The 25,283-nt window shown below is 65.1% G+C and carries 21 protein-coding genes and 1 tRNA gene; 11 read left to right on the plus strand and 11 right to left on the minus strand.

From position 1 onward, the window contains the following. Genes ACQ6S1_RS06065 through ACQ6S1_RS06075 form a run of 3 tightly spaced genes read right to left on the minus strand, consistent with a single transcriptional unit; the run spans position 1 to position 1,176 of the window. Positions 1-207, minus strand: a complete 207-nt coding sequence (locus ACQ6S1_RS06065) for a TOBE domain-containing protein (RefSeq protein ID WP_445041222.1) — start codon at positions 205-207, stop codon at positions 1-3. Continuing rightward, entirely contained in the window at positions 207-578 is a 372-nt protein-coding gene (locus ACQ6S1_RS06070; RefSeq protein WP_445040296.1) for a winged helix-turn-helix domain-containing protein, read from the minus strand. The genes ACQ6S1_RS06065 and ACQ6S1_RS06070 overlap by 1 nt, the downstream gene beginning before the upstream one ends. After that, positions 544-1,176 (minus strand): MoeA family protein, encoded by a 633-nt coding sequence (locus ACQ6S1_RS06075; RefSeq protein ID WP_445040297.1) that lies wholly within the window; start codon positions 1,174-1,176, stop codon positions 544-546. Before ACQ6S1_RS06075 ends, ACQ6S1_RS06070 begins: the two co-directional genes overlap by 35 nt. 206 nt (positions 1,177-1,382) lie before the next feature. On the opposite strand from ACQ6S1_RS06075, the gene ACQ6S1_RS06080 reads away from it, so the two are divergent. Together ACQ6S1_RS06080 and ACQ6S1_RS06085 are read left to right on the plus strand one after the other, a co-directional pair. Then, the gene (locus tag ACQ6S1_RS06080) at positions 1,383-3,569 is read left to right on the plus strand and encodes a TonB-dependent receptor plug domain-containing protein (RefSeq protein WP_445040298.1); all 2,187 of its coding nucleotides are present in this window, start codon (positions 1,383-1,385) and stop codon (positions 3,567-3,569) included. Between the two features lie 82 nt (positions 3,570-3,651). Beyond that, positions 3,652-4,371 (plus strand): class I SAM-dependent methyltransferase, encoded by a 720-nt coding sequence (locus ACQ6S1_RS06085; RefSeq protein WP_445040299.1) that lies wholly within the window; start codon positions 3,652-3,654, stop codon positions 4,369-4,371. 62 nt (positions 4,372-4,433) lie between these two features. On the opposite strand, the gene ACQ6S1_RS06090 is transcribed toward ACQ6S1_RS06085, so the two are convergent. From ACQ6S1_RS06090 to hemC, 4 genes are all read right to left on the minus strand, one after another. Then, positions 4,434-4,509: transfer RNA gene (locus ACQ6S1_RS06090), tRNA-Thr, on the minus strand. Between the two features lie 71 nt (positions 4,510-4,580). Further along, on the minus strand, positions 4,581-6,191 hold the full coding sequence (locus ACQ6S1_RS06095) for a heme biosynthesis protein HemY (protein ID WP_445040300.1): 1,611 nt from the start codon (positions 6,189-6,191) through the stop codon (positions 4,581-4,583). Further along, entirely contained in the window at positions 6,188-8,464 is a 2,277-nt protein-coding gene (locus ACQ6S1_RS06100; protein ID WP_445040301.1) for a uroporphyrinogen-III synthase, read from the minus strand. The genes ACQ6S1_RS06095 and ACQ6S1_RS06100 overlap by 4 nt, the downstream gene beginning before the upstream one ends. 1 nt (position 8,465) lies before the next feature. After that, on the minus strand, positions 8,466-9,398 hold the full coding sequence (gene hemC / locus ACQ6S1_RS06105) for a hydroxymethylbilane synthase (protein WP_445040302.1): 933 nt from the start codon (positions 9,396-9,398) through the stop codon (positions 8,466-8,468). Between the two features lie 94 nt (positions 9,399-9,492). On the opposite strand from hemC, the gene tsaD reads away from it, so the two are divergent. The 5 genes from tsaD (at position 9,493) to msrA (ending at position 14,999) form a co-directional block, all read left to right on the plus strand. Further along, complete coding sequence (tsaD, locus tag ACQ6S1_RS06110) at positions 9,493-10,545, plus strand: tRNA (adenosine(37)-N6)-threonylcarbamoyltransferase complex transferase subunit TsaD (protein ID WP_445040303.1); 1,053 nt, start codon at positions 9,493-9,495, stop codon at positions 10,543-10,545. Continuing rightward, the gene (locus ACQ6S1_RS06115) at positions 10,542-11,522 is read left to right on the plus strand and encodes an NAD(P)H-dependent glycerol-3-phosphate dehydrogenase (RefSeq protein WP_445040304.1); all 981 of its coding nucleotides are present in this window, start codon (positions 10,542-10,544) and stop codon (positions 11,520-11,522) included. Before tsaD ends, ACQ6S1_RS06115 begins: the two co-directional genes overlap by 4 nt. Further along, positions 11,522-11,944: an EVE domain-containing protein gene (locus ACQ6S1_RS06120; protein ID WP_445041223.1), complete on the plus strand. Its 423-nt coding sequence runs from the start codon at positions 11,522-11,524 to the stop codon at positions 11,942-11,944. The genes ACQ6S1_RS06115 and ACQ6S1_RS06120 overlap by 1 nt, the downstream gene beginning before the upstream one ends. A gap of 401 nt (positions 11,945-12,345) precedes the next feature. Beyond that, positions 12,346-14,295 (plus strand): acetate--CoA ligase, encoded by a 1,950-nt coding sequence (acs, locus tag ACQ6S1_RS06125; protein ID WP_445040305.1) that lies wholly within the window; start codon positions 12,346-12,348, stop codon positions 14,293-14,295. 89 nt (positions 14,296-14,384) lie between these two features. Continuing rightward, complete coding sequence (gene msrA / locus ACQ6S1_RS06130) at positions 14,385-14,999, plus strand: peptide-methionine (S)-S-oxide reductase MsrA (RefSeq protein WP_445040306.1); 615 nt, start codon at positions 14,385-14,387, stop codon at positions 14,997-14,999. 6 nt (positions 15,000-15,005) lie between these two features. On the opposite strand, the gene ACQ6S1_RS06135 is transcribed toward msrA, so the two are convergent. The 4 genes from ACQ6S1_RS06135 to ACQ6S1_RS06150 form a co-directional block, all read right to left on the minus strand. Then, the gene (locus tag ACQ6S1_RS06135) at positions 15,006-15,731 is read right to left on the minus strand and encodes an extensin-like domain-containing protein (protein WP_445040307.1); all 726 of its coding nucleotides are present in this window, start codon (positions 15,729-15,731) and stop codon (positions 15,006-15,008) included. Further along, complete coding sequence (locus ACQ6S1_RS06140; protein ID WP_445040308.1) at positions 15,718-17,088, minus strand: TIGR03808 family TAT-translocated repetitive protein; 1,371 nt, start codon at positions 17,086-17,088, stop codon at positions 15,718-15,720. The genes ACQ6S1_RS06135 and ACQ6S1_RS06140 overlap by 14 nt, the downstream gene beginning before the upstream one ends. A gap of 13 nt (positions 17,089-17,101) precedes the next feature. After that, the gene (locus ACQ6S1_RS06145) at positions 17,102-18,892 is read right to left on the minus strand and encodes an ABC transporter ATP-binding protein (RefSeq protein WP_445040309.1); all 1,791 of its coding nucleotides are present in this window, start codon (positions 18,890-18,892) and stop codon (positions 17,102-17,104) included. Between the two features lie 254 nt (positions 18,893-19,146). Beyond that, a complete protein-coding gene (locus ACQ6S1_RS06150) occupies positions 19,147-19,356 on the minus strand; it encodes a DUF1674 domain-containing protein (RefSeq protein ID WP_445040310.1) in 210 nt (69 codons plus the stop codon). Between the two features lie 85 nt (positions 19,357-19,441). Here ACQ6S1_RS06150 and htpX point away from each other — a divergent pair, with 85 nt between their 5' ends. The 4 genes from htpX to purH all read left to right on the plus strand — a co-directional run bounded on the left by htpX (position 19,442) and on the right by purH (position 25,185). Next, positions 19,442-20,401 carry a zinc metalloprotease HtpX gene (gene htpX / locus ACQ6S1_RS06155; RefSeq protein WP_445040311.1) on the plus strand — a complete coding sequence of 320 codons (960 nt, stop codon included), beginning with the start codon at positions 19,442-19,444 and terminating at the stop codon, positions 20,399-20,401. A 31-nt stretch (positions 20,402-20,432) separates the two neighbouring features. Further along, positions 20,433-21,749, plus strand: coding sequence for an RsmB/NOP family class I SAM-dependent RNA methyltransferase (locus ACQ6S1_RS06160; protein WP_445040312.1), 1,317 nt, complete (start codon positions 20,433-20,435; stop codon positions 21,747-21,749). Positions 21,750-21,825: 76 nt separating this feature from the next. Continuing rightward, positions 21,826-23,538 (plus strand): heparinase II/III family protein, encoded by a 1,713-nt coding sequence (locus tag ACQ6S1_RS06165; RefSeq protein ID WP_445040313.1) that lies wholly within the window; start codon positions 21,826-21,828, stop codon positions 23,536-23,538. Between the two features lie 60 nt (positions 23,539-23,598). Next, the gene (gene purH / locus ACQ6S1_RS06170) at positions 23,599-25,185 is read left to right on the plus strand and encodes a bifunctional phosphoribosylaminoimidazolecarboxamide formyltransferase/IMP cyclohydrolase (RefSeq protein ID WP_445040314.1); all 1,587 of its coding nucleotides are present in this window, start codon (positions 23,599-23,601) and stop codon (positions 25,183-25,185) included. Positions 25,186-25,283: the final 98 nt, after the last annotated feature.

Genomic DNA, 25,283 nt, shown 5'->3' on the forward strand with positions numbered 1-25,283 from the left:
TTATTTGCCGATCATGACGTCGGAGGCCTTGATAATGGCGCTGGCCGTGTCGCCGGCCTTCAGGCCGAGATCGTCCACGGCTTCATTGGTGATCGACGAGGTAACGATCTTTCCGCCCCCGAGGTCGATCCGAACATGCGCGGTGGTCTGGCCCTTCACGACCTCGACGACCGTGCCTTCCAGAACGTTGCGTGCGCTCAACTTCATCATGCTTCTCCTTTTTCTGGATGAGTGTCGTTTGGTGTACGGCGCATCTGCTCCAGGCTTTGCATGTGAAGGCTGGCCGCTTTTGCGGCTGCCAATTCCATGGCCCGAAAGTGTGCGAGTACATCACGCCCGAGCGGCGTCAGCTCGGCCCCACCACCGCTGCGTCCGCCGAGATGTCCGAGGGCAACCGGCGCGCCAAAAATGCGATTCATTTCGGCGACGAGATCCCAGGCCCGCTTGTAGGACATGTTCATGGCGCGCCCTGCCGCCGAGATGGAACCATGCTCCGCAATGGCCTCGAGAAGAGCCGCCTTGCCCGGACCCATCCAGCTTCCGTCATCGAAGTACAGCCTGATCTGTAAACGCGACATGGGCCCTGCTCCGCCTGCCCGCATTCCGGGACACACAGCACAGCCATATCAGAACCCTGCCAGCACATCGAAGCGGAGAACCGGAACCAATCCGCCGACGTCCACCGGCGGCGCGCCGGCCGGCCGCCACGCAGAGCTGGCTCACCTTGAGGTTTCCGCCGGCCCGACGGATGTGCTCGCCCGGGATGGCCGCGGTCCGGAAATGGACGAGCGCCCCCTCCTGATCCGCATTTTCCTGGATGATGATGCTGTCGGCGCCTCCAGGTACAGCCGCGCCCGTGAAGATGCGCAGGCATGCCCCCTCTTCGAGAGCACCGGGCATCGTCATGCCGGCGCGGACCTCGCCAGCAAGCCGCAGAATGGTATCGCCACGCGGGACATCCGCAGCGCGGACGGCATAACCATCCATGGCGGACACGGCGAAAGGCGGCGATTGCGCGAGTGCACCACGACACTGCGCCGCGATCCGCCCCAAGGCCTCCTCCAACGGCACGCGCTCGCTGGCCGTGACCGGCAGATCCCAGATGATCCGCGCCCGGGCTTCATCGACTGCGAGCAGTGACGAAGAAGGATGCACCGTGCTTATGCCCGCCAACATGGTTCAACGTCCGAACTCAGCGTCGATCGCTATATTCTATCGTATATAAATTATCACACGTAGCGAGCGATCTAGATCAGCCCCAAGCAGATCCGTTGCAGCCGGCTGCGACTCGTTATATCCGAAAAAATATTGCGATGTCGAGATTTGCAGCAAGGGTGCTGCGCGGCCCGCGTTCGCTTGCGGGGGCAGGCGTGGGGGAAAACGTGCGTTATCTTCAGAATACGACCGCGTGCTCGGTGTTGGCTCTTCTTGTCGGAATGGGACCGGCGCTTGCGCAAAGCACGGCTCCCGAGGCCGCAACGGCGGCCGGTGCGCGCAGGTCGGCTCCGGCGGCCCTGGAACTCGGCCAGATCGAAATTCCTCTCGCCACCATCGTGGTCGATGGCGAGGACAGAAACGGCGGCGGCACGGCCGGACAGGCGATCTCGCAGGACAAGGTGACGGCCGAGACCATCTATACCACCAATCGCAACACGCTGGACGACGCGCTCGCCATCGTGCCGGGCGTCTATGTCGAGGGCTTTGGCGGCAGCCGCAACGAGAAGATCGCCTTCGTACGCGGGTTCGACCTGTTCCAGGTGCCGCTCTCGATCGACGGCATCCGCGTCTATCTGCCGTACGACAACCGGCTCGATCTGGGCCGCTTCATTACGCCCGACCTTGCCGAAATACAGGTGCAGAAGGGCTATGTGTCGGTGCTGAACGGCCCCGGCGGCATGGGCGGCGCGATCAATCTCGTGACCCGCAAGCCGACACGCGAATTCGAGGGCGAGGTGCGCACCGGCATCGACCTCGGCAACACCGGCGATCTTGCCGGCCGCACCGGCTTCCTCTCCCTGGGCAGCCGCCAGGACCAAATCTATGTGCAGGGCAATGCCGCCTATCACGGCACCGACGGATTCTTCCTGCCGCGCGATTACGATGCCGTGCCGGTGGGCACCGGCGTGGTGGAAGATGGCGGACGCCGCGATTTCGCGGAAGCCGAGGACTGGCGCGTGAACCTGAAGGCCGGCTACACGCCGAACGACACCGACGAATATGTGCTGAGCTTCACCCGGCAGGAAGGCGAGAAGCAGGCGCCCTACAACGTGTTCGAACCTGTGCGCGGCATCACCAACCAGCCGCCCGGCACGAGCTATCAGCGCAATTGGCGCTGGCCGAAATGGGATGTGCAGAACATCTACTTCCTCTCCCACACAGAAGTGGGCGAGACCGCCTATATCGACACCAAGGTGTTCTACAACACGCTCGACAACCATCTGGCAGCGTTCGACGATTCAACATTCACGACGCGCACCACGGGACGATCTTTCGACAGCTATTACGACGAGACCAGCTATGGCGGCAGCGTCGAGGCCGGCATTGATCTGCACCCCCGCGACACGCTGAAGGGCGCGGTGCATTTCCGCCGGGACAACCACGAGAAGCGCAACATCAACCAGCCGGGCCTTGCAACGGCGGCGTTCGACCCGCTGACGGAGCAGGAAGAGGACACCTGGTCGTTTGCGCTGGAGAACACCTTCCGAGCCACCGACCGGCTCGATCTGGTGGCGGGCATCAGCTACGACTACCGCGATCTGACGCGCGCCGAGGATTACGAGGACGGGATCGTCTCCGAATATCCGTACACGAGCGATGGCGCGTTCAGTTGGCAGGCGGCGGCCATCTATCGCCTCAGCGATACGGGCGAGGTGCACGCCAGCGTCTCCGACCGCACCCGCTTCCCAACTCTGTGGGAACGCTTCAGCACCCGTTTCGGCGAGGCTTTGCCGAATTCCAACCTGGAGGCGGAACGCGCGACGAATTACGAGATCGGCTGGTCGGACACGGTCTATGAGGGCGTGAAGCTCGGGGCCACAGTGTTTTACAGCGATGTGCGCAACGTCATCCAAGGCGTCAACGTGACGGTGATCGATCCGAATGATCCGGACGGGGAACAGCAATTCGCCCAGAACCAGAATGTCGGCGATGGCGCATACAAGGGCATCGAGCTGAAGGCGGAATGGCAGGCGCGCGACAATCTCACTTTCGGCGGCCATTACGTGCTGCTCGACCGCGAGATCAATTCACCCGAATTCCCGAATATCGAGGCCGTGGGGACGCCGCGCCATTCCGGCTTCCTTTACGCCCGCTGGGAGGCGTTCGACAGCTTTACGCTGGTACCGAGCGTGGAGATGTATTCCTCTCGATTTTCGAGCGATCGCTTCGAGAGGCTCTTTTATGAGACCGGCGGTTACGCGCTGGCCAATTTTTCCGCGGAATACCGCGTGAACGATAATTTCACGGCAGGTGCGGGTGTCCGGAACATCCTCGACCACGAATATTCCGTGCAGTACGGTTTCCCGGAGGCTGGGCGCAATTTCTTCCTGAATGCCCGGCTGACCTTCTGAACGATCCGAGATGCGGCGGCCTCGTCCGTCGCATCCATCCATCGTAAAGGCCGCAAGATGTCCCTCGCCCAGGCGGCGCCCCATGAGGACTGGTCCGACACATACGATCGGCTCTCAAGCCTGGGGAGAGGCCTTCACGAACGCGCAGGTCGAGGCGCTGGGCCTGCGCCCGGACCAGACCGTGCTCGATCTCGGCGCAGGATCGGGCCGTCTTGCCATGCCGATGGCGAGGCGCGCCGCGCGTGTCACAGCTCTCGACCGATCAAGCCGTCTTCTCGCGCGGCTCACGCGTGACGCATGGGACGCGGAATATACAAATCTCAAAGTCGTCGCCGCGGATTGGGACAAGGTCCGCGTGGGTCGCGATCTGCCACGCCACGACGTGGTCGTCGCAGCCCGCTTCAACGGCCCGCACGATTTGATGAAACTGGACGCCGCGGCGAACGAACGCGTCTGCCTCATGCTTTTCTCAGGACCGAGCACACGGGCGCTGCACAGCGCGCTGCTGGAGGGTATTGCACCGATCCTTGAGGAAGAGCCCGTCACGCAGGCGGGCTTCGTGCGCCTGTTCAATGAAATGTGCGAATGCGGCCTTGATCCGAACGTGCTGCACATCCCTGACGGTTTCACCCGGTGGTATCCGGACGAGGACGCGGCAGCGGGCGATTTCCGCTGGATGCTGCCCGACGCATCCTTCGCGTACAATCTTCAAAGAAATATCCGACGCTTCCTGATCGCGGAGAACGGAGGCGTTCGGTTTTTGCTCAGAACGCGAAGCACGCTCATCTGGTGGGACAAATAACACCGAGGTGCCGAGATCCGGACCAGTCCATTTGGTGGAACACGCATGAGCAAGCGTGGAAATGGTGCCGCAAGAGGGATTCGAACCCCCGACCCCCTCATTACGAATGAGGTGCTCTACCAGCTGAGCTATTGCGGCGATTTTCGCCCTGCAGCGCCCTCGCCTCCTAGCCAATAGCGGGGCAGAAGGCAAGCGTTTGCTTCAATTAATCAGGGCCCGACACGCGTCGTGATCCGGCGATCCAGATCGTCGTCCGTGTCCGGGCCCGGATCGTCGGGTGCATGACCGAGCGGGAGCACGATTTCCTGAGGAGGCACGCGAGACGGCGGTTTGGTTTTCTCCGCTGGCGCCCGAGGAAGGGACGGCGCGGGTTCTTCCAAAGGCGGCTCGACGGCAACGACAGGCTGAGCAGACGATGCCGGCTCGGCTTCCTGCAGAGGTGGCACGCTTTCCGCCATAACCTCCGGAACAGGCTCGTCGTCTGCGCTGGCCTGCTCTTCGGCGATTTCCTGTTCGATCAGCCGGCTGTCGGCCGCCGACAGACGCTCGACCGGCACCTCCCAGACATAGGCATCCAGCCTTCCGGCCGGCGAGACGGGCTGCCATTCCTGGGAAACCGCACCATCCGCGATCCAGGCCGGATCCGGAGCGGCCACGAGGGCGCGTGCCAACCATGCGCGAGCGCGCCCACGGTCCTGGAATTCGGCCTTGTCGAGCTCCGCCATCAGCAGGCATACGCGCCGGGTCGCTCCCGCATCCACAAGAGGCTGGAGGGTACGCCGGGCGAGCGCGAATTCCCGGGCGTCCAAGGCGGCACGAGCAAGGACAAGGCTGCCTTCGACATTGCCGGCCGCACGATCATGAAGTGTCTGAGCGCGATTGAGGCGGTCGAGAGCGGCATCTCCTGGCCGAATGTGAAGATAGACTTCGGCGAGATCGGGATGCGGCTGGGCCTTCCAGGTCTTTTCGACGATCCGCGTGGCTTTTCGATAATCGCCGGCCTCTGCGAGCAAGCGACCGGCGAGCGCGGCGGCCGGGACGAGGTCGGGTGCGATGCTCACCGCATCCACGGCATAGGAGCGCGCCTCCTCCGGGTTGAGATCCGTCAGATCGATCGCCTTGGCAGTCAGCAGAACCGCGCGCTGCCGACGGCCAATGGAGCGTTCGGTCGTCTTCGCCGAAACGTTCCTCTCGACGGTTTGAAGCGCGCCGTCCCAGTCGCCGGCTGCGCTTTGCATCTCCAGCAAGGCCGGCCCCGCCCACGGCACACGGGGATCGGCCTCGGCTGCGTGCCGGGCCGCCTGGAGCGCGTCCTGATCGTCACCACGCCGGCGCGCTTCCACGAAAAGGCCGCGATAGCCGAGGGAGCGTGTTTCTTCGCGCTCAAGCATGGAGCGGAACGCATTTTCGGCCTCCGCGCGGTCCCCCGACAATTGGGCCGCCTGGGCACGGAGAAGAAGCGTCAGAGGTTCGTCACCGATGAGACGGCGAGCTTCCGTCGCGGAGCGGCGCGCCGCCCGGCCGTCGCCCACGCCAATAGCGACGAGCCCGTGCGCCACCGCGCTCAGGCCACGCTTGCGGCGGCGGCCGCGCATGAAATCGGAAATCGATTCCGGGATTTGGAAAATCGTTCGAAAAAACCACCAGAGCAGCAAGAGAGCGATGGTCAGAACCACCACGGCCAGCACGGCTACGGGAACGCTCGTGTCGATCCGCATGCCCTGCCACACGATGGTGATCGCGCCCGGCCGGTCGATCAGCCAGCTCGCGCCAAGCGTCGCCAGCGCGATGACGACGAGAAATGCGAGAATGCGGATCATTGCTCAGTCTCCGCAGCTCGAAGGGCCTCGGAACGAACGGAATCCAGTGCCTGATCCACGGCGAGACGGCGGCGAAGATCCTCCGCCTGTCGCTGCGTGGCGTCCTTCGCCGCCTGATCCAGCGCATCCCATTCCTGCAGGGCTTCCGCATAAGCCCGCCGTTCGAGGCGGGACTGGACGCGCGTGCGCACCGCCCAGGCGTCGTCGCCCTGCACCTCCTGAGCCGAGCCGTCCGCCGGCCGCACCCGGACAAGGCCACGGGCACCCTCGACGAAGCGATCGACAAAGCCGCCGCCGGGGGCCACCTGCGGACGAGGCGCAGCTTCCAGAGCCCCATTCAGCGCGGCGCCCAGAACATCCAGAGTGGGCAGGCCACCTTCGGCATTGACCTGAAGGGTGGCGACCACGCTCTCGGGCAGACGCTCACGCGCGTTCTGGAGGGCGCCCGCATAAGGCGCGCCCCGCATGATGGCGTTCTCGAGGGACGCAATCGATGCAAGAACCGACAGACGTTTGGCCTCGGCAATCGCACGCGTAGCGCCTTCGGACGCCTGCGCGGCGCGATCTCCGGCTTCCTTCGCTACATTGGCCGCTTCACCCGCCTGCTGGACGGCCTGCTGCGCCTGATTGGCGGCTTGCTGGGCCTGATCGTTGGCTTGGGCGATTGCCGGATCGGGCTCGCGCGGTGCTTCGACACGGGCCGCGAGCTGGTCCACGCGACCGACGAGGCCGGCGATGGCGGCCTCCGAGCGATCGGGCTGAGCGGGCGCATCCGCCAGAGCCTGGAGACGGCTCGACAGATCCGCCAGCTGCTGCTGCAAGGCTGCGACCCGCCCATCTTCCTGCGGAGCGGCATTTTCGGGAGCGGCCGGAGCGGCAACCGGCAAGGCTTCGACCTGCGCGCGCAGTGATTGCAGGTTCGCCGCGAGTTCATCGAGCCGAGCACCATCACCATCCTGCTGGGGACGGGCGGCAAGGGTCCGCACTTCATTCTCAACCGCGGCGATGCGGCTGCCGAGCGCCGGATTGTCGGCGCTGGTGAGCGGAATGAGTTCGGATGTCACCAGCAGCAGAAACGCCACGATGGCAATGGCCGCGCCGGCAACGCCCGCACCAATCAGGGAGCCGAGCGAGGTCCGGGGTTCCGCGTCCGATGCGGGAACCTCCACAGCGGCGGGCTCGGAAGCCGGTAAGGGCTCCGGCTCCGGCTGGGATTCGGCCTGAGAGGCCGCGGGACTCTCGGAAGCGCCAGATGCGTCCGGGGCGCCGCTCTCCACAGGCGGGATGGCTTCGATGTCCTTCGGATCGTCGACGCTGGCGGCCGGCTCAAGGGCCGCATTCTCTTCGGGCGGCGTATCGATGCCTGGCGTCGCAACTTCCAGAGGGCCCGTTTTCGGCGCATCGATCTCGGTTGCCTTGAGATCGAGAACAGCCGGCCGGGGCTTTTTCGCGCGGCGAGGCTCGTCGGCATTGTCCGGGCGTGGCGTGTCAGGATCGGACATACTATTCCTCGTTGTGGAAGCCCGGAGATTATCTAGCGTGGCATCAGCCGCTTGGCGAGCCGCCGCCACGCCCTGAAGACACGCCATCAATGCGTTTTCATCCGGATCCGTTGCAACATGGACATCGGCTCCGCGCTTTCGGAGCGGTGCGGCCACGGCCTCCGAGAGACAGATGTGAGAGGGCGGCGCCCGATCGGCCGCCAGGAAAGGCTCCGTGAGCCGGAGATAAGCGGCGGCCGTGCGGCCCGAATAATGCAGAACGGCGTCGATCTCGCCGGCCTCGAGCGCGCGCTTGGTTTCCGCCGAGATCGCATCTTCTTGATCGGCCTTGTAGACGACGAGGGTCTCCACCTCGTGGCCTGCGCCGGCGATCATTGCTCCCAGATCACCTGCCCGGTCCTCGCCTGCGATATGCAGGAGGTTCAGGGCGGGCGCGGTCTTCAAAAGGAGCCCCGCCAGACGGACAAGATCGGGCGCCTCCGATTGCAGGTTCCCAAAACCGAGTTCGCGGGCGGCCCGACTGGTGCGTTCTCCCACCGTCCACAGTTTCAGAGGCACCAGCCGGGCCAGATCCTGATGCGAGGCGATGGCCCGCGCGGCATTGGCGCTGGTGAGGATGACGCCGTCGGGCACCATTGCGCCGAGCAGCCGCGCGGGCGGTGCGAAACGAAGGCTCAGCAAGGGCTCGCACACCGGCTCGTGGCCCATGGCGCGAAGGCGCTCGGCCGTGCGCACGGCTGGCCGTTCCGGCCGGGTCACGAGCAGCCGCATCTCACACCCTTTCGCTGACGATGATGCCGGGGGGCACCTGGGCCAGCAGATATTCCCCGGCGTCGCGGCCGATCTTTTCCGCATCCGACGCCGATCCTTCGCGGCGGACCGTCCAGGACGCCCGGCCCTCCGGCTCGATGACGAGACCTCTCAGATCGAGATGATCGTCCTCGATGGCCGCATGGCCGCCGATGGGCGTGCGGCACGATCCATCGAGAGCCGCCAGAAAACCGCGCTCCGCGAGAAGCGAAAAATGGGTCGGCCCGTGATCGATGGCGGCCAGCAATTCCGCGGTCCTTCCGTCATCCGCCCTGATCTCGATGGCCACCGTGCCCTGCCCCGATGCCGGCAGGAAGCGCTCGGGCTCAAGGATTTCGGTGGCGTGGGCTTCGAGCCCGAGCCGGGTCAGTCCAGCCAGGGCCAGCAGGGTGGCGTGCATCTCGCCGCTTTCCACTTTGCGGAGCCTCGTCTCGACATTGCCGCGCAGCAGCACCGTCTGGATGTCGGGCCGCAAATGCTTGAGCATGGCGCCACGCCGCACCGAGGCCGTTCCGACCACGGCCCCTTCGGGAAGCGCATCGATCGTACCGTGCTGCGGCGCGATCAAGGCGTCACGGACGTCGGCGCGCGGAAGACAGGCCGCCAGAACCAGACCGTCCGGCAGGAAGGTCGGCACATCCTTGGCGGAATGGACGGCGAGATCGATTCGCCTGTCGAACAGCGCTTCCTCGATCTCCTTCGTGAACAGCCCCTTGCCGCCAACATCCGCCAGCGGGCGATCCCGGACCTGATCTCCGGTGGTGCGGACGACCACGATCTCGATGTCATCGGACGCGACGCCGTGCGCCTCGGCCAATGCACGCTGGGTGGCTCGGGCTTGCCACAGGGCCAGCGGACTGCCGCGCGTACCGAGACGAAGGAAGGGTGTGCTCATGAGGATCCGCTAAAGCGTTGTGATGCGGGACTACAGATTATAGGGTGGCGCGGCATTCCTGAACCCTTGCCGCACCCTTTCTCTGGATCATGCCATGCGCGTTCTCGGCATCGAGACCACCTGCGACGAGACCGCCTCTGCCATCGTCGAGTATGAAGAGGGCCGCGGGCGCACCTTGTCCAACGTCGTTCTGTCGCAGGTGAAAAAGCATGCCGCATATGGCGGCGTCGTTCCCGAAATCGCGTCGCGCGCTCATGTCGATGCGCTGGACCGAATCATTCAGCAATCGCTCGACGGGGCCGAACTGACGATGTCGGACATCGACGGCATCGCGGCTGCCGCCGGCCCCGGATTGATCGGCGGCGTCATCGTCGGCCTGACCACAGCCAAGGCCCTCGCCTTCGCCAGCGGAAAGCCCTTCCTGGCCGTGAACCATCTGGAAGGACACGCCTTGACGGCGCGGATGACGGACGGCGTGCGTTTTCCCTATCTGCTGCTGCTCGTTTCGGGCGGACACACGCAGCTGCTCGCCGTGCGCGGCGTCGGTCAGTACAAGCGGCTGGGCACCACGATCGACGATGCCATCGGTGAGGCCTTCGACAAGGTGGCAAAGCTGCTGGGGCTCGATTATCCCGGCGGACCCGAGGTCGAACATGCGGCGCTTCGCGGTGATCCGGCGCGCTTCGCATTCCCTCGCCCGATGGTGGGGCGCCCGGAGCCCAATTTCTCCCTGGCCGGTCTGAAGACGGCCGTGCGGGTCGAGGCCGAACGCATCGCACCGCTGACCGAACGCGATGTGTGCGATCTTTGCGCGTCGTTCCAGAAGGCGGTGATCGACATGGTGGTGGACCGGGTGCGCCTGGCCACCCAGATCTTCATCGGCGAATACGGCCAGCCGAACGCTCTGGTCGTCGCCGGAGGCGTGGCGGCCAATTCCGCCATGCGCCGCAATCTGCTCCACGTGGCCGACCAGTTCCGTATTCCCCTGGTCGCCCCGCCGCTCGACCTCTGCGGCGACAATGGCGCCATGATCGCCTGGGCGGGAGCGGAACGGCTCGCACTGGGACTGACCGACCCGCTGGATTTCGCACCGCGCGCACGCTGGCCGCTCGATGCGGCTTCGGCCCTGCCGGGAGCACGTGCATGACCGATTTTGCGACCATTGGCGTGGTGGGCGGCGGCGCCTGGGGCACGGCGCTTGCCAACGCGGCAGCCCGGGCCGGGCGGGATGTGGTGCTGTGGGAAGCCAACCGCGAACAGGCCGATCATTTGATCGAGGCACGCTCCAACGAGCGTTATCTGCCGGGCGTCTCCCTCGAACCGGCAGTGACGCCGACGGGAGATGTCGAGGATCTGAGCGATGCGGACGCCGTGCTGATGGTGGTGCCGTCGCAAGCCATGCGCGCGGCCGCAGGCACTGTCGAGCGCCATCTGAAGGTGGGTATCCCCGTCATTTCCTGCGCGAAGGGCATCGAACGCGGCACCTTGGCCTTCATGTCGGACGTGTTGCGGGAGGCGCTCCCCAATCATCCCGTCGCCGTTCTGTCAGGACCGAGCTTCGCGGCCGATGTGGCGCGAGGCCTGCCGACGGCCGTGACCTTGGCCGCCGATGACGAGTGGCTGGCCGCAGACCTATCCGCGAGCCTCGCCTCGGCGGGTCTCAGGCTCTACCGGTCCGACGATGTCCGAGGCGTCGAGATCGGCGGGGCGGCAAAAAACGTGCTGGCCATCGGCGCAGGCATCGCGGCGGGGCGAGGCCTTGGCGCAAGCGCGGGCGCGGCCCTGATCGCGCGCGGCTTCGCAGAATTGCGGCGGCTGGGAGCGGCGATCGACGCCCGCCCGGAAACATTGATGGGCTTGTCCGGGCTGGGCGACCTCGTGTTGACGGCAACCTCCGAGCAATCCCGAAATTTCAGCTACGGCCTTGCCATCGGGCGCGGCGAGAATCCACCGGACAAGCTTGCCGAGGGCACGTTCACCGCGCAGGCGCTCGTTGCGCTCGGTCAGCGAAACGGCGTGGAATTGCCCATCGCATTGGCCGTGCGCGACGTACTCGAACGCGCAATCACGGTGGATGAGGCCATGGAAGCTCTTCTGGCGCGTCCGCTGAAGGCAGAGGAATGATGCGATACTGGCTGTTCAAATCCGAACCAGATGTCTTTTCCTTCGAGGACCTGAAAGCCAAGGGCGCAGCGGGGCAGGAATGGGACGGGGTGCGGAATTATCTGGCCCGCAACCATATGCGCTCGATGGAGATCGGAGACCGCGGCTTCTTCTATCATTCCAATGCCACGAAGGATGTGGTCGGTATTGTCGAGGTGTGCGCCAAGGCACATCCGGATTCCACGGATATGACCGGAACATGGGAGTGCGTGGACATAAGGGCGCTAACCGAAGTGCCGAAGCCGGTGACGCTTGCCGTCGTGAAAGCAACGCCGGAGCTTTCCAAAATGTCGCTGGTCACCTCGATGCGGCTTTCGGTGCAGCCGGTGACCGAGGAGGAATGGCGGATCGTCTGCGACATGGGCGCGGTCGGAGGTTTCTGAGCGGCGGCCCTTGTAAGCCGGCAACCGTTCACCATATCAGCATTAACCCAGCCAGACGGTGAGGCGTCGCCCGGCGGTCCAAGGATCGCGGCGAGGGGATTGGGACGGACGGATGTACTCCGACCGATCCGCCCTCCGGCCGCATCAAGCGGCCTGTCTGGTTCGGGAACTTCACGATCTGCCCAGGTCCGGAACGGCGCCGCATCGCGCAAGAGGCGCGCGTGCCTTCGCGGTCCTGGGCATTTCTGTTTCCGCCCGGCTCGAATGCTTCGCCATGGCGCTCTCTTCATCCCGTATTATTACGAATTCAGCCCGCACGCTTCCTTGCCTCAACACGGCCTGTCCTCATAATGGGCACGGAAAGAGATCCGGATCGTACCGGGCCATGTTGGGAGAGAACCATGTCTGAACTCCATCCGGTGACGGGCGAGGCCGCCGAGCGGGCTTGGGTGGATGAACAGGAATACGAGGCGCAATATGCGCGCTCGATCAGCGATCCGGACGATTATTGGGGCGAGATCGGCCGCAGGATCGACTGGATCAAGCCCTTCACACGGGTGAAGAACACCTCGTTCGCGCCGAATGCCGTGTCCATCAAATGGTACGAGGACGGCACGCTGAACGTGGCGGCCAATTGCATCGACCGCCATCTCGCAACCCGTGCCGACCAGATCGCCATCATCTTCGAACCGGACGATCCGAACGGAAATGTTCGCAAGATCACCTATCGCGAGCTTTATGAGGAGGTCTGCCGCTTCGCCAATGTGCTGAAGGCCAACGGCGTCAAGAGCGGTGACCGCGTGACCATCTATATGGCGACGATCCCCGAGGCGGCCTACGCGATGCTGGCCTGCGCCCGGATCGGGGCCGTGCATTCGGTGGTGTTCGGCGGCTTCTCGCCGGATTCGATCGCCAACCGCATCGTCGATTGCGATTCAAATTTCGTGCTGACCGCCGATGAAGGCGTGCGGGGTGGCCGCAAGATCCCGCTCAAGGCCAATGTCGATGAGGCGCTGGAGCGGTGCCCGAATGTGAGCCGCGTGATCGTGGTGCGGCACACCGGCGGCGACGTGGCGATGAAGGACGGCCGCGACATCTGGTACGACGAGGCGGCAGCCCGGGTTTCCGCCGAATGCCCGCCCGAGGAGATGGGCGCGGAGGATCCGCTGTTCATCCTCTACACGTCCGGCTCGACCGGCACGCCGAAGGGGGTGCTGCACACGACGGGCGGCTATCTGGTCTATGCCAGCTACACCCACCGAACCTCGTTCGATTACCACGATGGCGACATCTATTGGTGTACCGCCGACATCGGCTGGGTGACAGGCCATTCCTATGTGATCTACGGGCCGCTGGCCAACGGCGCGACCACCCTGATGTTCGAAGGCGTGCCGACCTTTCCGAGCCCGGCGCGCTGCTGGGAAGTGGTGGACAAGCACGCCGTCAACATCTTCTACACTGCCCCGACGGCCATCCGCTCGCTGATGGGCGCGGGCGACGAGCATGTGACGAAAACCTCGCGCAAGAGCCTCAGGCTGCTGGCCACGGTGGGCGAGCCGATCAATCCGGACGTCTGGGACTGGTATTACGAGGTGGTGGGTGACAGCCGCTGCCCCGTGATCGACACCTGGTGGCAGACCGAGACCGGCGGCCACATGATCACGCCCCTGCCCGGCGCCACCCATCTGAAGCCCGGCTCGGCCACCAAACCCTTCTTCGGCGTGCGGCCCGAAATCGTCGACGGCGAGGGCAAGGTGCTGGAGGGGGCCTGCGAGGGCATCCTCGTCATCACCGACAGCTGGCCGGGCCAGATGCGGACGGTCTATGGCGACCACCAGCGCTTCATGGACACCTATTTTTCGGCCTACAAGGGCAAATACTTCACCGGGGACGGTGCCCGGCGCGACGACGACGGCTATTACTGGATCACCGGCCGCGTGGATGACGTGCTGAACATTTCCGGTCATCGCCTCGGCACCGCCGAGATCGAGAGCGCGCTGGTGGCGCATCCCAAAGTCTCGGAAGCGGCTGTCGTGGGCTATCCGCACACGATCAAGGGCCAGGGCATCTATGCCTATGTGACCCTGATGGCCGGCGAGGATGGCGGCGAAGACCTGCGCAAGGAATTGGTGAAATGGGTGCGGCACGAGATCGGCCCGATCGCCACGCCCGACGTGATCCAGTTCGCGCCCGGCCTGCCGAAGACCCGATCCGGCAAGATCATGCGCCGCATCCTGCGCAAAATCGCCGAGGACGATTTCGGCAATCTGGGCGACATCTCCACGCTGGCCGACCCCTCGGTGGTGCACGATCTCGTGGAGAACCGGCACCATCGCGACACGGTGAAGTAAGGCTGGGCATCACGCCGAGTTGAGAGAGGACGGCATGTCCGTGGACGGGGGTTGCACCTATCTTCAAGGCGCAACCCGGACACAGCGTCATGCCGTTTCTTCCTTACCGTTCCGCCAGCCTCGCTTTTGCTCTCGCCGCGGCGTGCATTGCCGCCCCCGCCTTCGCACAGGAAACGAGGACCGCCACTTTCGCCGGCGGCTGTTTCTGGTCGATCGAAAAGGCCTTCGATGGAAAGCCGGGCGTGGTTTCGGCCGTATCTGGCTTCATGGGAGGCACGACGAAAAACCCCACCTATAAGGAGGTGGTACACGGTGGCACCGGGCACCTCGAAGCCGTGCAGGTGACATACGATCCCGCCAAGATCAGCTACGGCAAACTCCTCGACATCTTCTGGCACGACATCGATCCGACCAGTCCGAACGGCCAATTCTGCGATTTCGGCGAGCAGTACCGCACCGCGATCTTTGTCGGCGGCGCGGAAGAGCGCCGACAGGCGGAGGCATCGAAGGCCGAGGTGGCGACGGAGCTGAAGACGGACGTCGCGACCCAGATCCAACCCGCATCGACCTTCACGCCGGCCGGACCCGAGCACCAGGATTTCGCCCGGACCAATCCGGCGCATTACAAATCGTACCTCATCGGCTGCGGACGTGAGGCCAAGCTGCAGAAGGTGTGGGGTGCGAAAGCCCATGCTTCTCTTTAAGGCTCGCTAACGGCAGACCCGCCAATTTGCCATGTCGAGATGAAAATGATCGGCGTGGGCGGCGTTGTAATCCGGTGAGAGCACCGTGCCGAACGGGCCGCAAGCGCCCTGCCGAACCGCACGCAGGAATTCCGACTTCTTTTCGCTTTCCGTCCAGTCTCGGCGGACACTGATCGCTTCTCCACCCGCCAGCGTGAAACCGGCGATGTCGATGGCGTTGGCGCGGGCATGCTGGCTGCGTCGCGCGTTCTGCCGGCCGTAGATGTTGCGGCAGGAATAGGTGCCGAAGGTCTGCACGCGGGCCACGGGCTTGCCGAAGATGCGCCGCGCCTGCGGCTGAACCACCTGGCGTTCCCACATCACGAGAGCGATGGCGGCCGGGCACGCCAGCAGCACCGGCCCGCCGTAATCCACCCTCGTGCTGCGCAGGCGCACACCGTCGGGATAGCCGCAGCCGTTCTCCATGGGCCGCGGGGCGGGCGTGAAGCTGATGCCCTCGGCACGCGCGAGGGCCGCCGGACAGCGCTCCGGCATGGCACGCATGAGCGCCAATTGCAGGCCGGTAAAGAGATGAGGTTGGGCGGACGGATCGAGCGGCGCATAGCGCTCCACCGCAACGAATGTGGCGAGGGCAATTGCGCAAAGACCCAGCAGGACACGCGGCAAAAGGCGCGCAAACCGCGAGGGGCGAGGCACAGGCGCAGGCGCGGCCTGCCCCTCAGTTGAAGACATGGTTCTGGAACAGCATCACGTTCGGGAAACCGCTCTCCGTCGCATTGCCGATGTCGGACGCGCCGGACTGGCGCGTGACCTCGCCCGTGGAACCGTCATAGGAGACCGGCACGATGGCGCCGAATTTGGCGTTCGAGGCATAGCCGTACACGCTGTTGCCGCCGATCAGCAGACGGCCGAACTCGGCATCGTCCTTGTGGAAGCCGATGCCGCCGGCGCAGTGCTTGAGCACATTGTTCTGGGCCTGCGCGACGAGTTTCATCGATGACAAGGCGCCGAAATTGACGGGAAACAGGAAGATGCCCCAATCGCTCGCGTTTTCAATCATGTTGCCCGAAACCAGCACATCGGCCTCGGCGCTGATGCCACGCCCCCAGGTGCTGTAGGTGATGCCATCGCCTGAAATGGTGTTGGGACCTGCCTTGGTTATCTGATTGTCGCTTATGACCACGCGGCGGCCGCCATTGTTGATGTTGACCACCGCGATGCCGGAACCGCAGCCATCGACTATGTTGGCGGAGACGATGCCTCCCTCATAGGGCTCCGGCCCCGGGGCCTCCACCCAGATTGCGGTTTCGCGACAATCCCGACAGGAATTGGCAATTATGTGCGAGCCGCTGGAGGCGTTGAGCCGCACTGCCGAGAAGGCGCAACCGGCGATCTTGTTGTCGCGCACGGTGACGCGATTGCCACGGAAGACGAGGATGGCATTGCCGTAGGGACCGGTGCCGCCGCGCCCTGCCGAAATGTGCTCCACGATGTTGCCGGTGATGAGGGCGTTCTCCTCACCGATCCGGCTGCGGAACAAACGGACGCCATTGTTGCCGCATCGGCGGATACGATTGTCGCGGATGACGAGGCCGGCGCAATCCTGGGTGAAGATGCCGCTTTCGGCGACGTTCTCGATGGAATTGTCCCGGATGCGTGCCGAACAGCGCTCGAGATAAAGGCCGGACGAGGACGAATTTCTGAGCGTGACGTTCTCGACGATAAGATCCTCGACGTCCCGGGCGCGGATAAGCGCGGGTTCCTCCCCGTCAGAGAAGGGGCGGTGTTCCCCGTCGATGACGAGACCATGGAGGTGAACGGGACCGATCCGACCGTCGCCATCCGGCGCAATGTCAAGCATCGGGCTGGTACGGGCGGCCGTCAGCACCGCACCGCCGGGCGCCGCCTGGACCGCGAGCGGGGCCGTGATGCGGACGGTGCCGACACGGTAGACACCCTTCGGGATGAAGAGCGGCAATGCCGTTTGCTGCGCGGCGTCGACAGCTCTCTGCAAGGCGGTGGTCTGATCTGACGGACGGTCAGGCATCAAGCCGTGATCGGCCGCGTTCACCCCAGTCGCAGATGCCACGCGCCGCTCCTGTTCAAAGTGCCGCCGTGCCGGCCTGCGTCTCGAACAGCCGACGGTAATGGCCGCCCGGCTTCTGCACCAGTTCCTCGTGCCGGCCCTGCTCGACGATTTCGCCATCCGCGAACACGAGGATTCGATCGAGCGTGCGCACGGTAGACAGACGATGGGCGATGATGATCGCCGTGCGGCCCTGCATCAATCGCTCGGTCGCCTGCTGGATCAGCACCTCGGACTCGGAATCCAGGCTCGACGTGGCCTCGTCGAGGATGAGGATCGGCGCATCGGCCAGAAATGCACGGGCGAGGGCGATGCGCTGGCGCTCGCCACCCGAAAGCTTGACGCCCCGCTCTCCGACGAGCGTCTGATAGCCCTTCGGCAGGCGCGCGATGAAGCCTTCCGCATTGGCCAGACGCGCTGCGTTCTCGATCTCGGCCATGGAGGCGCCGGGCCGGGCATAGGCGATGTTCTCGGCCAGGGTACGATGGAACAGGATGGGTTCCTGCTGGACGATGGCAATCTGCCGACGCAGCGAAATCTGCGTGACCTGCGCAATATCCTGCCCGTCGATGAGGATGCGACCGCCCGTGACGTCGTAGAGCCGCTGGATGAGTTTGACGAAACTGGTCTTGCCCGATCCGGAATGGCCGACGAGGCCTACCCGCTCGCCGGCATGGATGGTGACATCCATGTCGCGATAGAGCGGCGTGGTGTGGGCGCCATAATGAAAGGCGACGTGCTCGAACCGGATTTCTCCGCGCGCGATGCGGATCAGCGCGGCGGCCGGCGCGTCTTCCACGCCCAAAGCCTCATCGTGCAAAGCGACGAGTTCCTCCATCTCGTTGACCGAGCGCTGGAACTGATTGATGTGCATGCCGATGTCGCGCAGATAGCCGTGCACCACGAAATAGGTGGTGAGCACGTAGGTGACATCCCCCGGACTGGCGCGGCCCTGCCACCAAAGCCAGATGGCCACCGCCGTGATGGAGAGACGCAGCAGCTGCAGGACGAGAATCTGCAGGCCGGCCGCGATGTTGTGGCGGCCCCAGGTGCGCCGCGTCCGCCGCCGCCATTTGGCGACGACCGCACCGAACCGGGCATCCTCGCGGTCTTCTGCACCGAACGATTTCACGACCGAATTGCAGCTCATCGCGTCGGCAAGCGTACCGCCCATGCGCGTGTCCCATTGATTGGACAAACGCGCGGCCGGCGCGATGAAGCGCGTGGCGAGCACAAAGGTAAGACCGACATAGGCAATGCTGCCGACGCCCATGGCCAGCCCCATGATCGGCCAGTGCGCACCCAGCAAGACCATGGTGCCGAGGAGAACGATGAGCGAGGGCAGCAGTGCCAGCAGGATCGTATCGTGCAGCACGTCGAGCGCCCACATGCCGCGCGTGATTTTGCGCACGGTGGATCCGGCAAAACTGTTGGCGTGCCAGTCCGACGAAAAGCGCTGGACGCGCTGGAAGGCGTCCTGCCCCACGTCGGAGATGATGCGGAGCGTGAAGGGAATGATGCCGCCCCAGGCGATCTGGCGCAGCACGAGCATGGCGAAGCCGAGCACGGCCATACCCGCGAACGCCCACAGCGCTGCCTGAAGTGCCGCGTCGCGATCATTGGCATCGTTCGTCATGGCATCGACGAGGCGACCCGCAAAAACCGGTATGACGATGTCGGCGAGGGTTGCGGCGATCATCGTGCCGGCGATGAGCCCGAGCAGGCCGGGCTGACGGCGCCAGTGACGGAAGGTGAAGGCAAGAACGGACGCGATGGCGTCCGATCGCCGGGAGCGGGATCGGGTCATGGTTCAATCCGGCCAAAGCCGGTCCATCAAAAGGGGCGCGCCAAGGCCGGGGCCGGCTGCGCCGAAAGAACAGGAGATATGAAGCCGCAACAGCGGCTAGTGGTCCGGCGGCAGAAGCCTAGCCGCGACCTGCAACGGGGATGGGCGATCGACGTGACGTGGTCATGTGCCCTCCCCTGCTCGAATGGACGATGGCAAAAGGATAGATGACGCCGACGCGGCAGGCAAACCCGAAAATCGCGCGAGCGGCGTGGTCAGAAATCGGTGGCCAGACCCTTCACTTCCCAATCGCCATAGCGCACCGGCTCCAAGCCTTTGCGGCCGCTGATCTCGCGGGTCTGGGACGATGCCGATTCGGACGCCGCACGGCGGGCTTCAGCCTCGGCCAAGGCACGCTCGGCTTCGGGGGTCAGGACGCGCGGCTGCGGCGCCCGCACATTGTCGTTGTCGGCAGGATCAGCCATGGCCGTGCTCCTTGCGGTCGAACCCTTCTTTTCCAACATATATCTCGAACGTGGCGCACGTCACGCGCCAGCTTTGGAGACCCCGATGAACCATATGAGAACCGCCATACTGCTTGCCGGCATGACGGCTCTTTTCATGGCGGTGGGCTACGTGATCGGCGGCTCTGGCGGCATGATGATCGCCTTTGCCGTGGCGCTGGCCATGAACGCCTTCAGCTATTGGAATTCCGGCTCGATGGTGCTCGGCATGTATGGCGCACGCGAAGTCGATGCCCGCAGCGCGCCCGAATATTACGGCATGGTGCAGGAACTGGCCCGCCGCGCCGAACTGCCCATGCCGCGTGTCTATATCATTGAAAATCCGCAGCCGAACGCCTTCGCTACCGGCCGCAATCCGCAGAACGCCGCCGTTGCGGCAACGACCGGCCTGCTGAATTCGCTGACCCGCGAGGAAGTGGCCGGCGTGATGGCGCATGAGCTCGCGCATGTGAAGAATTACGACACGCTGACCATGACCGTAACGGCCACCCTCGCGGGTGCCATCGGCATGCTGGCGAACTTCGCCTTTCTGTTCGGCGGCAACCGCGACAACAACAATGGCGGCTTCGGCATGATCGGCACGATCGCCATCATGATCCTGGCGCCAATCGGTGCGATGATCGTGCAGATGGCGATTTCGCGATCGCGCGAGTATGAGGCCGACAAGCTGGGCGCCGAAATCTGCGGCCAGCCGATCTGGCTTGCCTCTGCGCTCGGCAAGATCGCGGGCGCCGCCCATCGCGTGGAGAACGTGGAAGCCGAGCACAACCCGGCCACCGCGCACATGTTCATCATCAATCCGCTCTCCGGCGCGCGGATGGACAATCTGTTCTCGACCCATCCCGACACCGGCAACCGCATCGCGGCACTGCAGCAATTGGCGGCGCAGATGGGCACGTCCACGGGCGCGGGTTTCGGCAGAGCACAACCTTCCCCGTCCGTTGCACGCAGTGGCAATGGCGGCCCGTGGGGCGGCGGTGGAGCGCGGCGCGGACCGTGGGGCTGATTTCCGCCGCGACACAGGTCATAAGGGGCCGATGAACCCTTCCCATACCCAAGGCCTCGCGGCACGCCGCGCCGCCACCCAGCTTCTCCATGGCGTCTTGCAGCGCGGCCGCCCTCTCGATGAGGCGCTCGACGATCCGCGCGGTCCGATGGCCGACCTCGACGCGCGCGACCGGGCGCTGGCCCGCGCCATTGCTGGGGCGAGCCTGAGGCGGCTCGGCTCGCTGCGGCGGGCGCTTGCCGGCTTTCTGCGCAAGCCCCTCGATCCGCGTGGGGCGCTGGAAAGCATCCTGCTAACCGGTGCGGCCCAGATCCTGCTCATGGAGGTGCCCGACCATTCCGCGGTCGATCTGGCGGTAGAGCAGGCCCATGCCGACCGCGCGGCCCGGCCCTTTGCCCCGCTGGTGAACGGCGTGCTGCGCAATGTTGCGCGTGAGCGTGAGGCCCTGCTGGCGAAGATGAACGCCGCCGACAGCGATCTTCCCGACTGGCTGATGGCGCGCTGGGGTGAGGTTTGGGGCGTAGGCCAGGCCGGGGCGATTGCCGCAGTCGAGCGGACGGAGCCGGCGCTCGACATCACCATCAAGAACGATGCCGAGGGCTGGGCCGAACGGCTCGGCGGTATCCTGTTGCCGACCGGCTCGATACGGCTGGTGCCGCATGGACCCGTCACCGAACTGGACGGTTTCGCGGCCGGTGAATGGTGGGTGCAAGATGCCGCGGCCGCCTTGCCGGCAAGGTTGCTGAAGCCCTCGGCGGGCATGCGCGTGGCCGATCTCTGTGCCGCACCCGGCGGCAAGACCGCTCAGCTGGCAGCCGCAGGCGCGGACGTGACAGCTGTCGATCGTTCGGCACCACGCCTGCGCCGCCTCAGCGAGAATTTGAAGAGGCTCGGCCTGTCGGCGCGGACAATCACAGCCGATGCCACCGCCTTCGAGGATGAGCCTTTCGACGCCATCTTGCTGGACGCGCCGTGCTCGGCCACCGGCACGATCCGCCGCCACCCCGACGTGGCGTGGCTGAAGAGCGGCGACGACATCGACAAGCTGGCCGCGTTGCAGGCGCGCCTTCTCGATAGGGCCGCACGTCTGCTGAAGCCCGGCGGCGTTCTGGTCTATTCGACGTGTTCGCTCGAGCCTGAAGAAGGCGAGCAGCAGATCGCGGCGCTGCTGGAGCGAAACGACAGCCTTGAACGCGTGCCCGTCACGGCTGACGAGATCAGCGGGCGAACCGAGATGCTGAACACGCAGGGAGAATTGCGCACCCTGCCGGTGCACCTTCCCCACGAAGATGCGCGTCTGGCCGGGATCGACGGCTTCTTCGCCGCCCGGCTGCGGGCCAGGATCTGAAATCCTCGCCGGAAATGGCCATTTCGAAGCCCTGCTTCTATCGTGATGCCCTTCGAACGAATCAGGAGCAGGCTTCTTGGCGATTGACGCCATAGCGGACGGTGCCCGGACCCTGTTCCGGCTGGCGGCATTGGTGGGCGCGCAGGGGCTTGCACGCCTCAGCCCGCGACGCCTTCTGCGCCTGACGCCGCCTCTGGCGATGCCATCCGACATCAGGCCAGTGCCGGCATCCGTCGCATCCGGCGACGCGGCGCGCGGCGTCGAGCTCTATGGCGGCGTCTTCGAATTTGCCGGCTATCGCGTGGAGGCCGGCGGAATTTCTATCTTCGCGCACACGCCGCCCTCCAGCGAATGGGCGCGCCATCTGCAAGGTTTTGCGTGGCTCGCGGACCTCGCCGCGACGGAAAACGCCCTGTCGCGCGCTTATGCCCGAACTCTCGTTGAGGAATGGGCGGCGAACAGCCGGCTTAACCGCACCGCGCGCCAGCCGGATATCGCGGCATGCCGACTGATCCGATTGCTGACCCATGCCGGATTCCTGCTCGATGGAGCGGAAGAGGGGTTTCGCCGCACGCTCCTGCGTATTCTGGGTCGACAGACGGCCAATCTGCGGCGCGATCTGCTGCGGTTGCCTGCTGGCCTTGCGCGGCTTTATCCCGCAATCGCGCTGACCGCGGCCGGCCTCGCTCTGCCCGATCAGGCACGCGCCCTGCGCATCGGCACGACGCATCTCAACACCGAATTGCCCCGCCTCGTTCTGCCCGATGGTGGACCCGCGACGCGCAACCCGGCTGACCTGCTGGCCTGGGCGGAAAACCTGCTGCCGCTGCTGACCGCCTTCAACGAACGTGCATTGGAACCGCCTCGCGAGCTTATGCCCGCGCTCGACCGAATGCTGCCGATGCTGCGCTTCTTCCGTCACCCCGGAGGAGCGCTGGCTCTGTTCAACGGCATGGGACCGACTGCACAGCAACGTCTGGATGCGGTGCTGGCGCGTGACGATGCTCATGGCAATCCCGTGCTCAACGCCTCCTTCTCCGGTTATCAGCGCCTGGAGGCGCCGGGGACGATGGTGATCGCCGACACCGGCATGCCGCCGCCCATGGAGCTGAGCCGGACGGCGCATGCCGGTACGTTGTCGTTCGAGTTTTCCGCGCAGCGCGACCGCATCGTCGTCAATTGCGGTGCACCGGCACGTGGCGTCGAGAACATGCGCCGTGCGGCACGCCGCACCGCCGCCCATTCCACGCTGACGATTGCAGACGCCTCGTCGAGCCGCTTTCTGAAGGGCTGGATCGCCGGGCTTGCCGGCTCGCTGCTGCGCGAGGGGCCGCGTTCGGTGATCGTGGCCCGCGAGGACCGCAGCGATGCGCGCGTGCTCCGTGCAAGCCATGACGGCTATGCCGCACGGTTCGGCTTCGTCCATGAGCGCATTCTGCGCCTGCAGGCCGATGGAAGGCAACTCGAAGGCCTCGATGTGCTGCGCCCGGTACGCGCCGGCAGCGCGGAAGCCGTGCTGCGCTTTCACCTCCACCCGGGCGTCCGCGCGACACGACTGAATGAAGGCCGGGCCGTGCTGCTGGTGCCGCCCTCGGGCGATGTCTGGCTGTTTTCGTGCGACGACCACCTGGCTGACATCGAGGAAAGCGTGTTCTTCGCCGGTCCCGACGGCCCCGTTCCCTCAGAGCAGATATCGGTTTCGCTGGGACGTCAGGCCGGAATGCGGGTTTCCTGGTCGTTCACCCAGACGGGCAGCGAAGTGGCACCGGCGGCCCTGGGCCTGAGCTGAGGGTTTCGCCAAGGGGACCCTCGTGCTAAGCGCCTAGCCCTCTCCCGAGGAAGATCCGATATGGCCTATCGCCCCATTCGCCGCGCGCTCATTTCCGTTTCCGGCAAGAGCGGAGTGATCGAGTTCGCCCGCGCTCTGCATGAGCGCCATGTGGATCTGGTGTCGACCGGCGGCACGGCTCGCGCGCTGAAGGATGCTGGATTGCCGGTGCGGGACGTGTCCGACCTGACGGGTTTTCCCGAAATGATGGACGGCCGCGTGAAGACGCTGCATCCGGCGGTGCATGGCGGCCTTCTGGCCATTCGCGGCAATGCCGAGCATGACGCCGCCGCCGAGGCACACGGCATTGCTCCGATCGATCTTCTGGTCGTCAATCTCTATCCGTTCGAGCAGGCGCTGGCGCGCGGCGCCGACCACGACGATATGGTCGAGAACATCGATGTCGGGGGTCCGGCCATGATCCGCGGCGCGGCGAAAAACCATGCCGACGTAACGGTTGTGGTGGACCCGGCCGATTACGTGCGCGTGCTGAATGCGATGGACGCCCATGACGGCGCCACGTCCCTGAAGCTTCGTGAAGCGCTGGCGGCAAAGGCGTTCGCCCGGACCTCAGCCTACGACGCCGCCATCGCCGGCTATATGTCGCGCCACGTCGGTGAAAGTTCGCTCGCGTTCGGCGCGCTGTCCGGCAGCCTGAAACAGGTGCTGCGCTACGGCGAGAACCCGCACCAGACCGCGAGCCTGTGGACCTCCCAGGATGCACGGCCCGGAGTGGTTGGTGCCCGCCAATTACAGGGCAAGGAATTGTCCTACAACAACATCAACGACACCGACGCCGCCTTCGAGCTGGTGGCGGAGTTCGACCCCGCACGGACGGCGGCGTGCGCCATCGTCAAGCATGCCAATCCGTGCGGCGTTGCCGAAGGCGCGGATCTGGCCGACGCTTATCGCCGGGCACTCGCGAGCGACCCCGTCTCGGCCTTCGGCGGCATCATCGCCGTCAATGGCACGCTGGACGCGGCAGCCGCAGCCGAAATGGTGAAGATCTTCACGGAAGTGATCATCGCTCCCGATGCGACCGACGAGGCCATCGAGATCATCGGCGCAAAGAAGAATCTGCGCCTTCTCCTGACGGGAGGCCTGCCCGATCCGCGCGTTGGAGGGCTGACGGTGAAGAGCGTGGCCGGCGGGCTCCTGATGCAGAGCCGCGACGATTCCGTCGTCGACGATGCCGATCTGCGCGTGGTGACACGCCGCAAGCCGACCGACCGCGAATTGGACGATCTGCTGTTTGCCTATCGTGTGGTCAAGCACGTGAAGTCGAACGCGATCGTTTATGCGAAGAAGAACGCCACGATCGGGATCGGCGCGGGCCAGATGAGCCGGGTTGACGCCTCCCAGGTGGCAGTGCGCAAAGCCACTGAAATCGCCGCGGCGTCAGGCCTCGGCGAATCACCTTTGAGGGACAGCGTCGTCGCCTCTGATGCTTTTTTCCCGTTTGCCGACGGATTGATCGCCGCAGCCGACGCAGGCGCCGTCGCCGCCATCCAGCCGGGCGGATCCGTGCGCGATCAAGAGGTTATCGAAGCGGCCGATGCGCGGGGTCTCGCAATGGTGTTCACCGGCGTGCGGCATTTTCGACACTAGAGGGAAGAAACCGACGCGGGGCGCGTGACAACCGGAAAGCGTACCGTTAAGAAAACGTCGCTGCGGCCGGTTTTTCCGCGTCGATTTGTCGGGGGTTC

Source organism: Terrihabitans aquatilis (genome assembly GCF_052542005.1).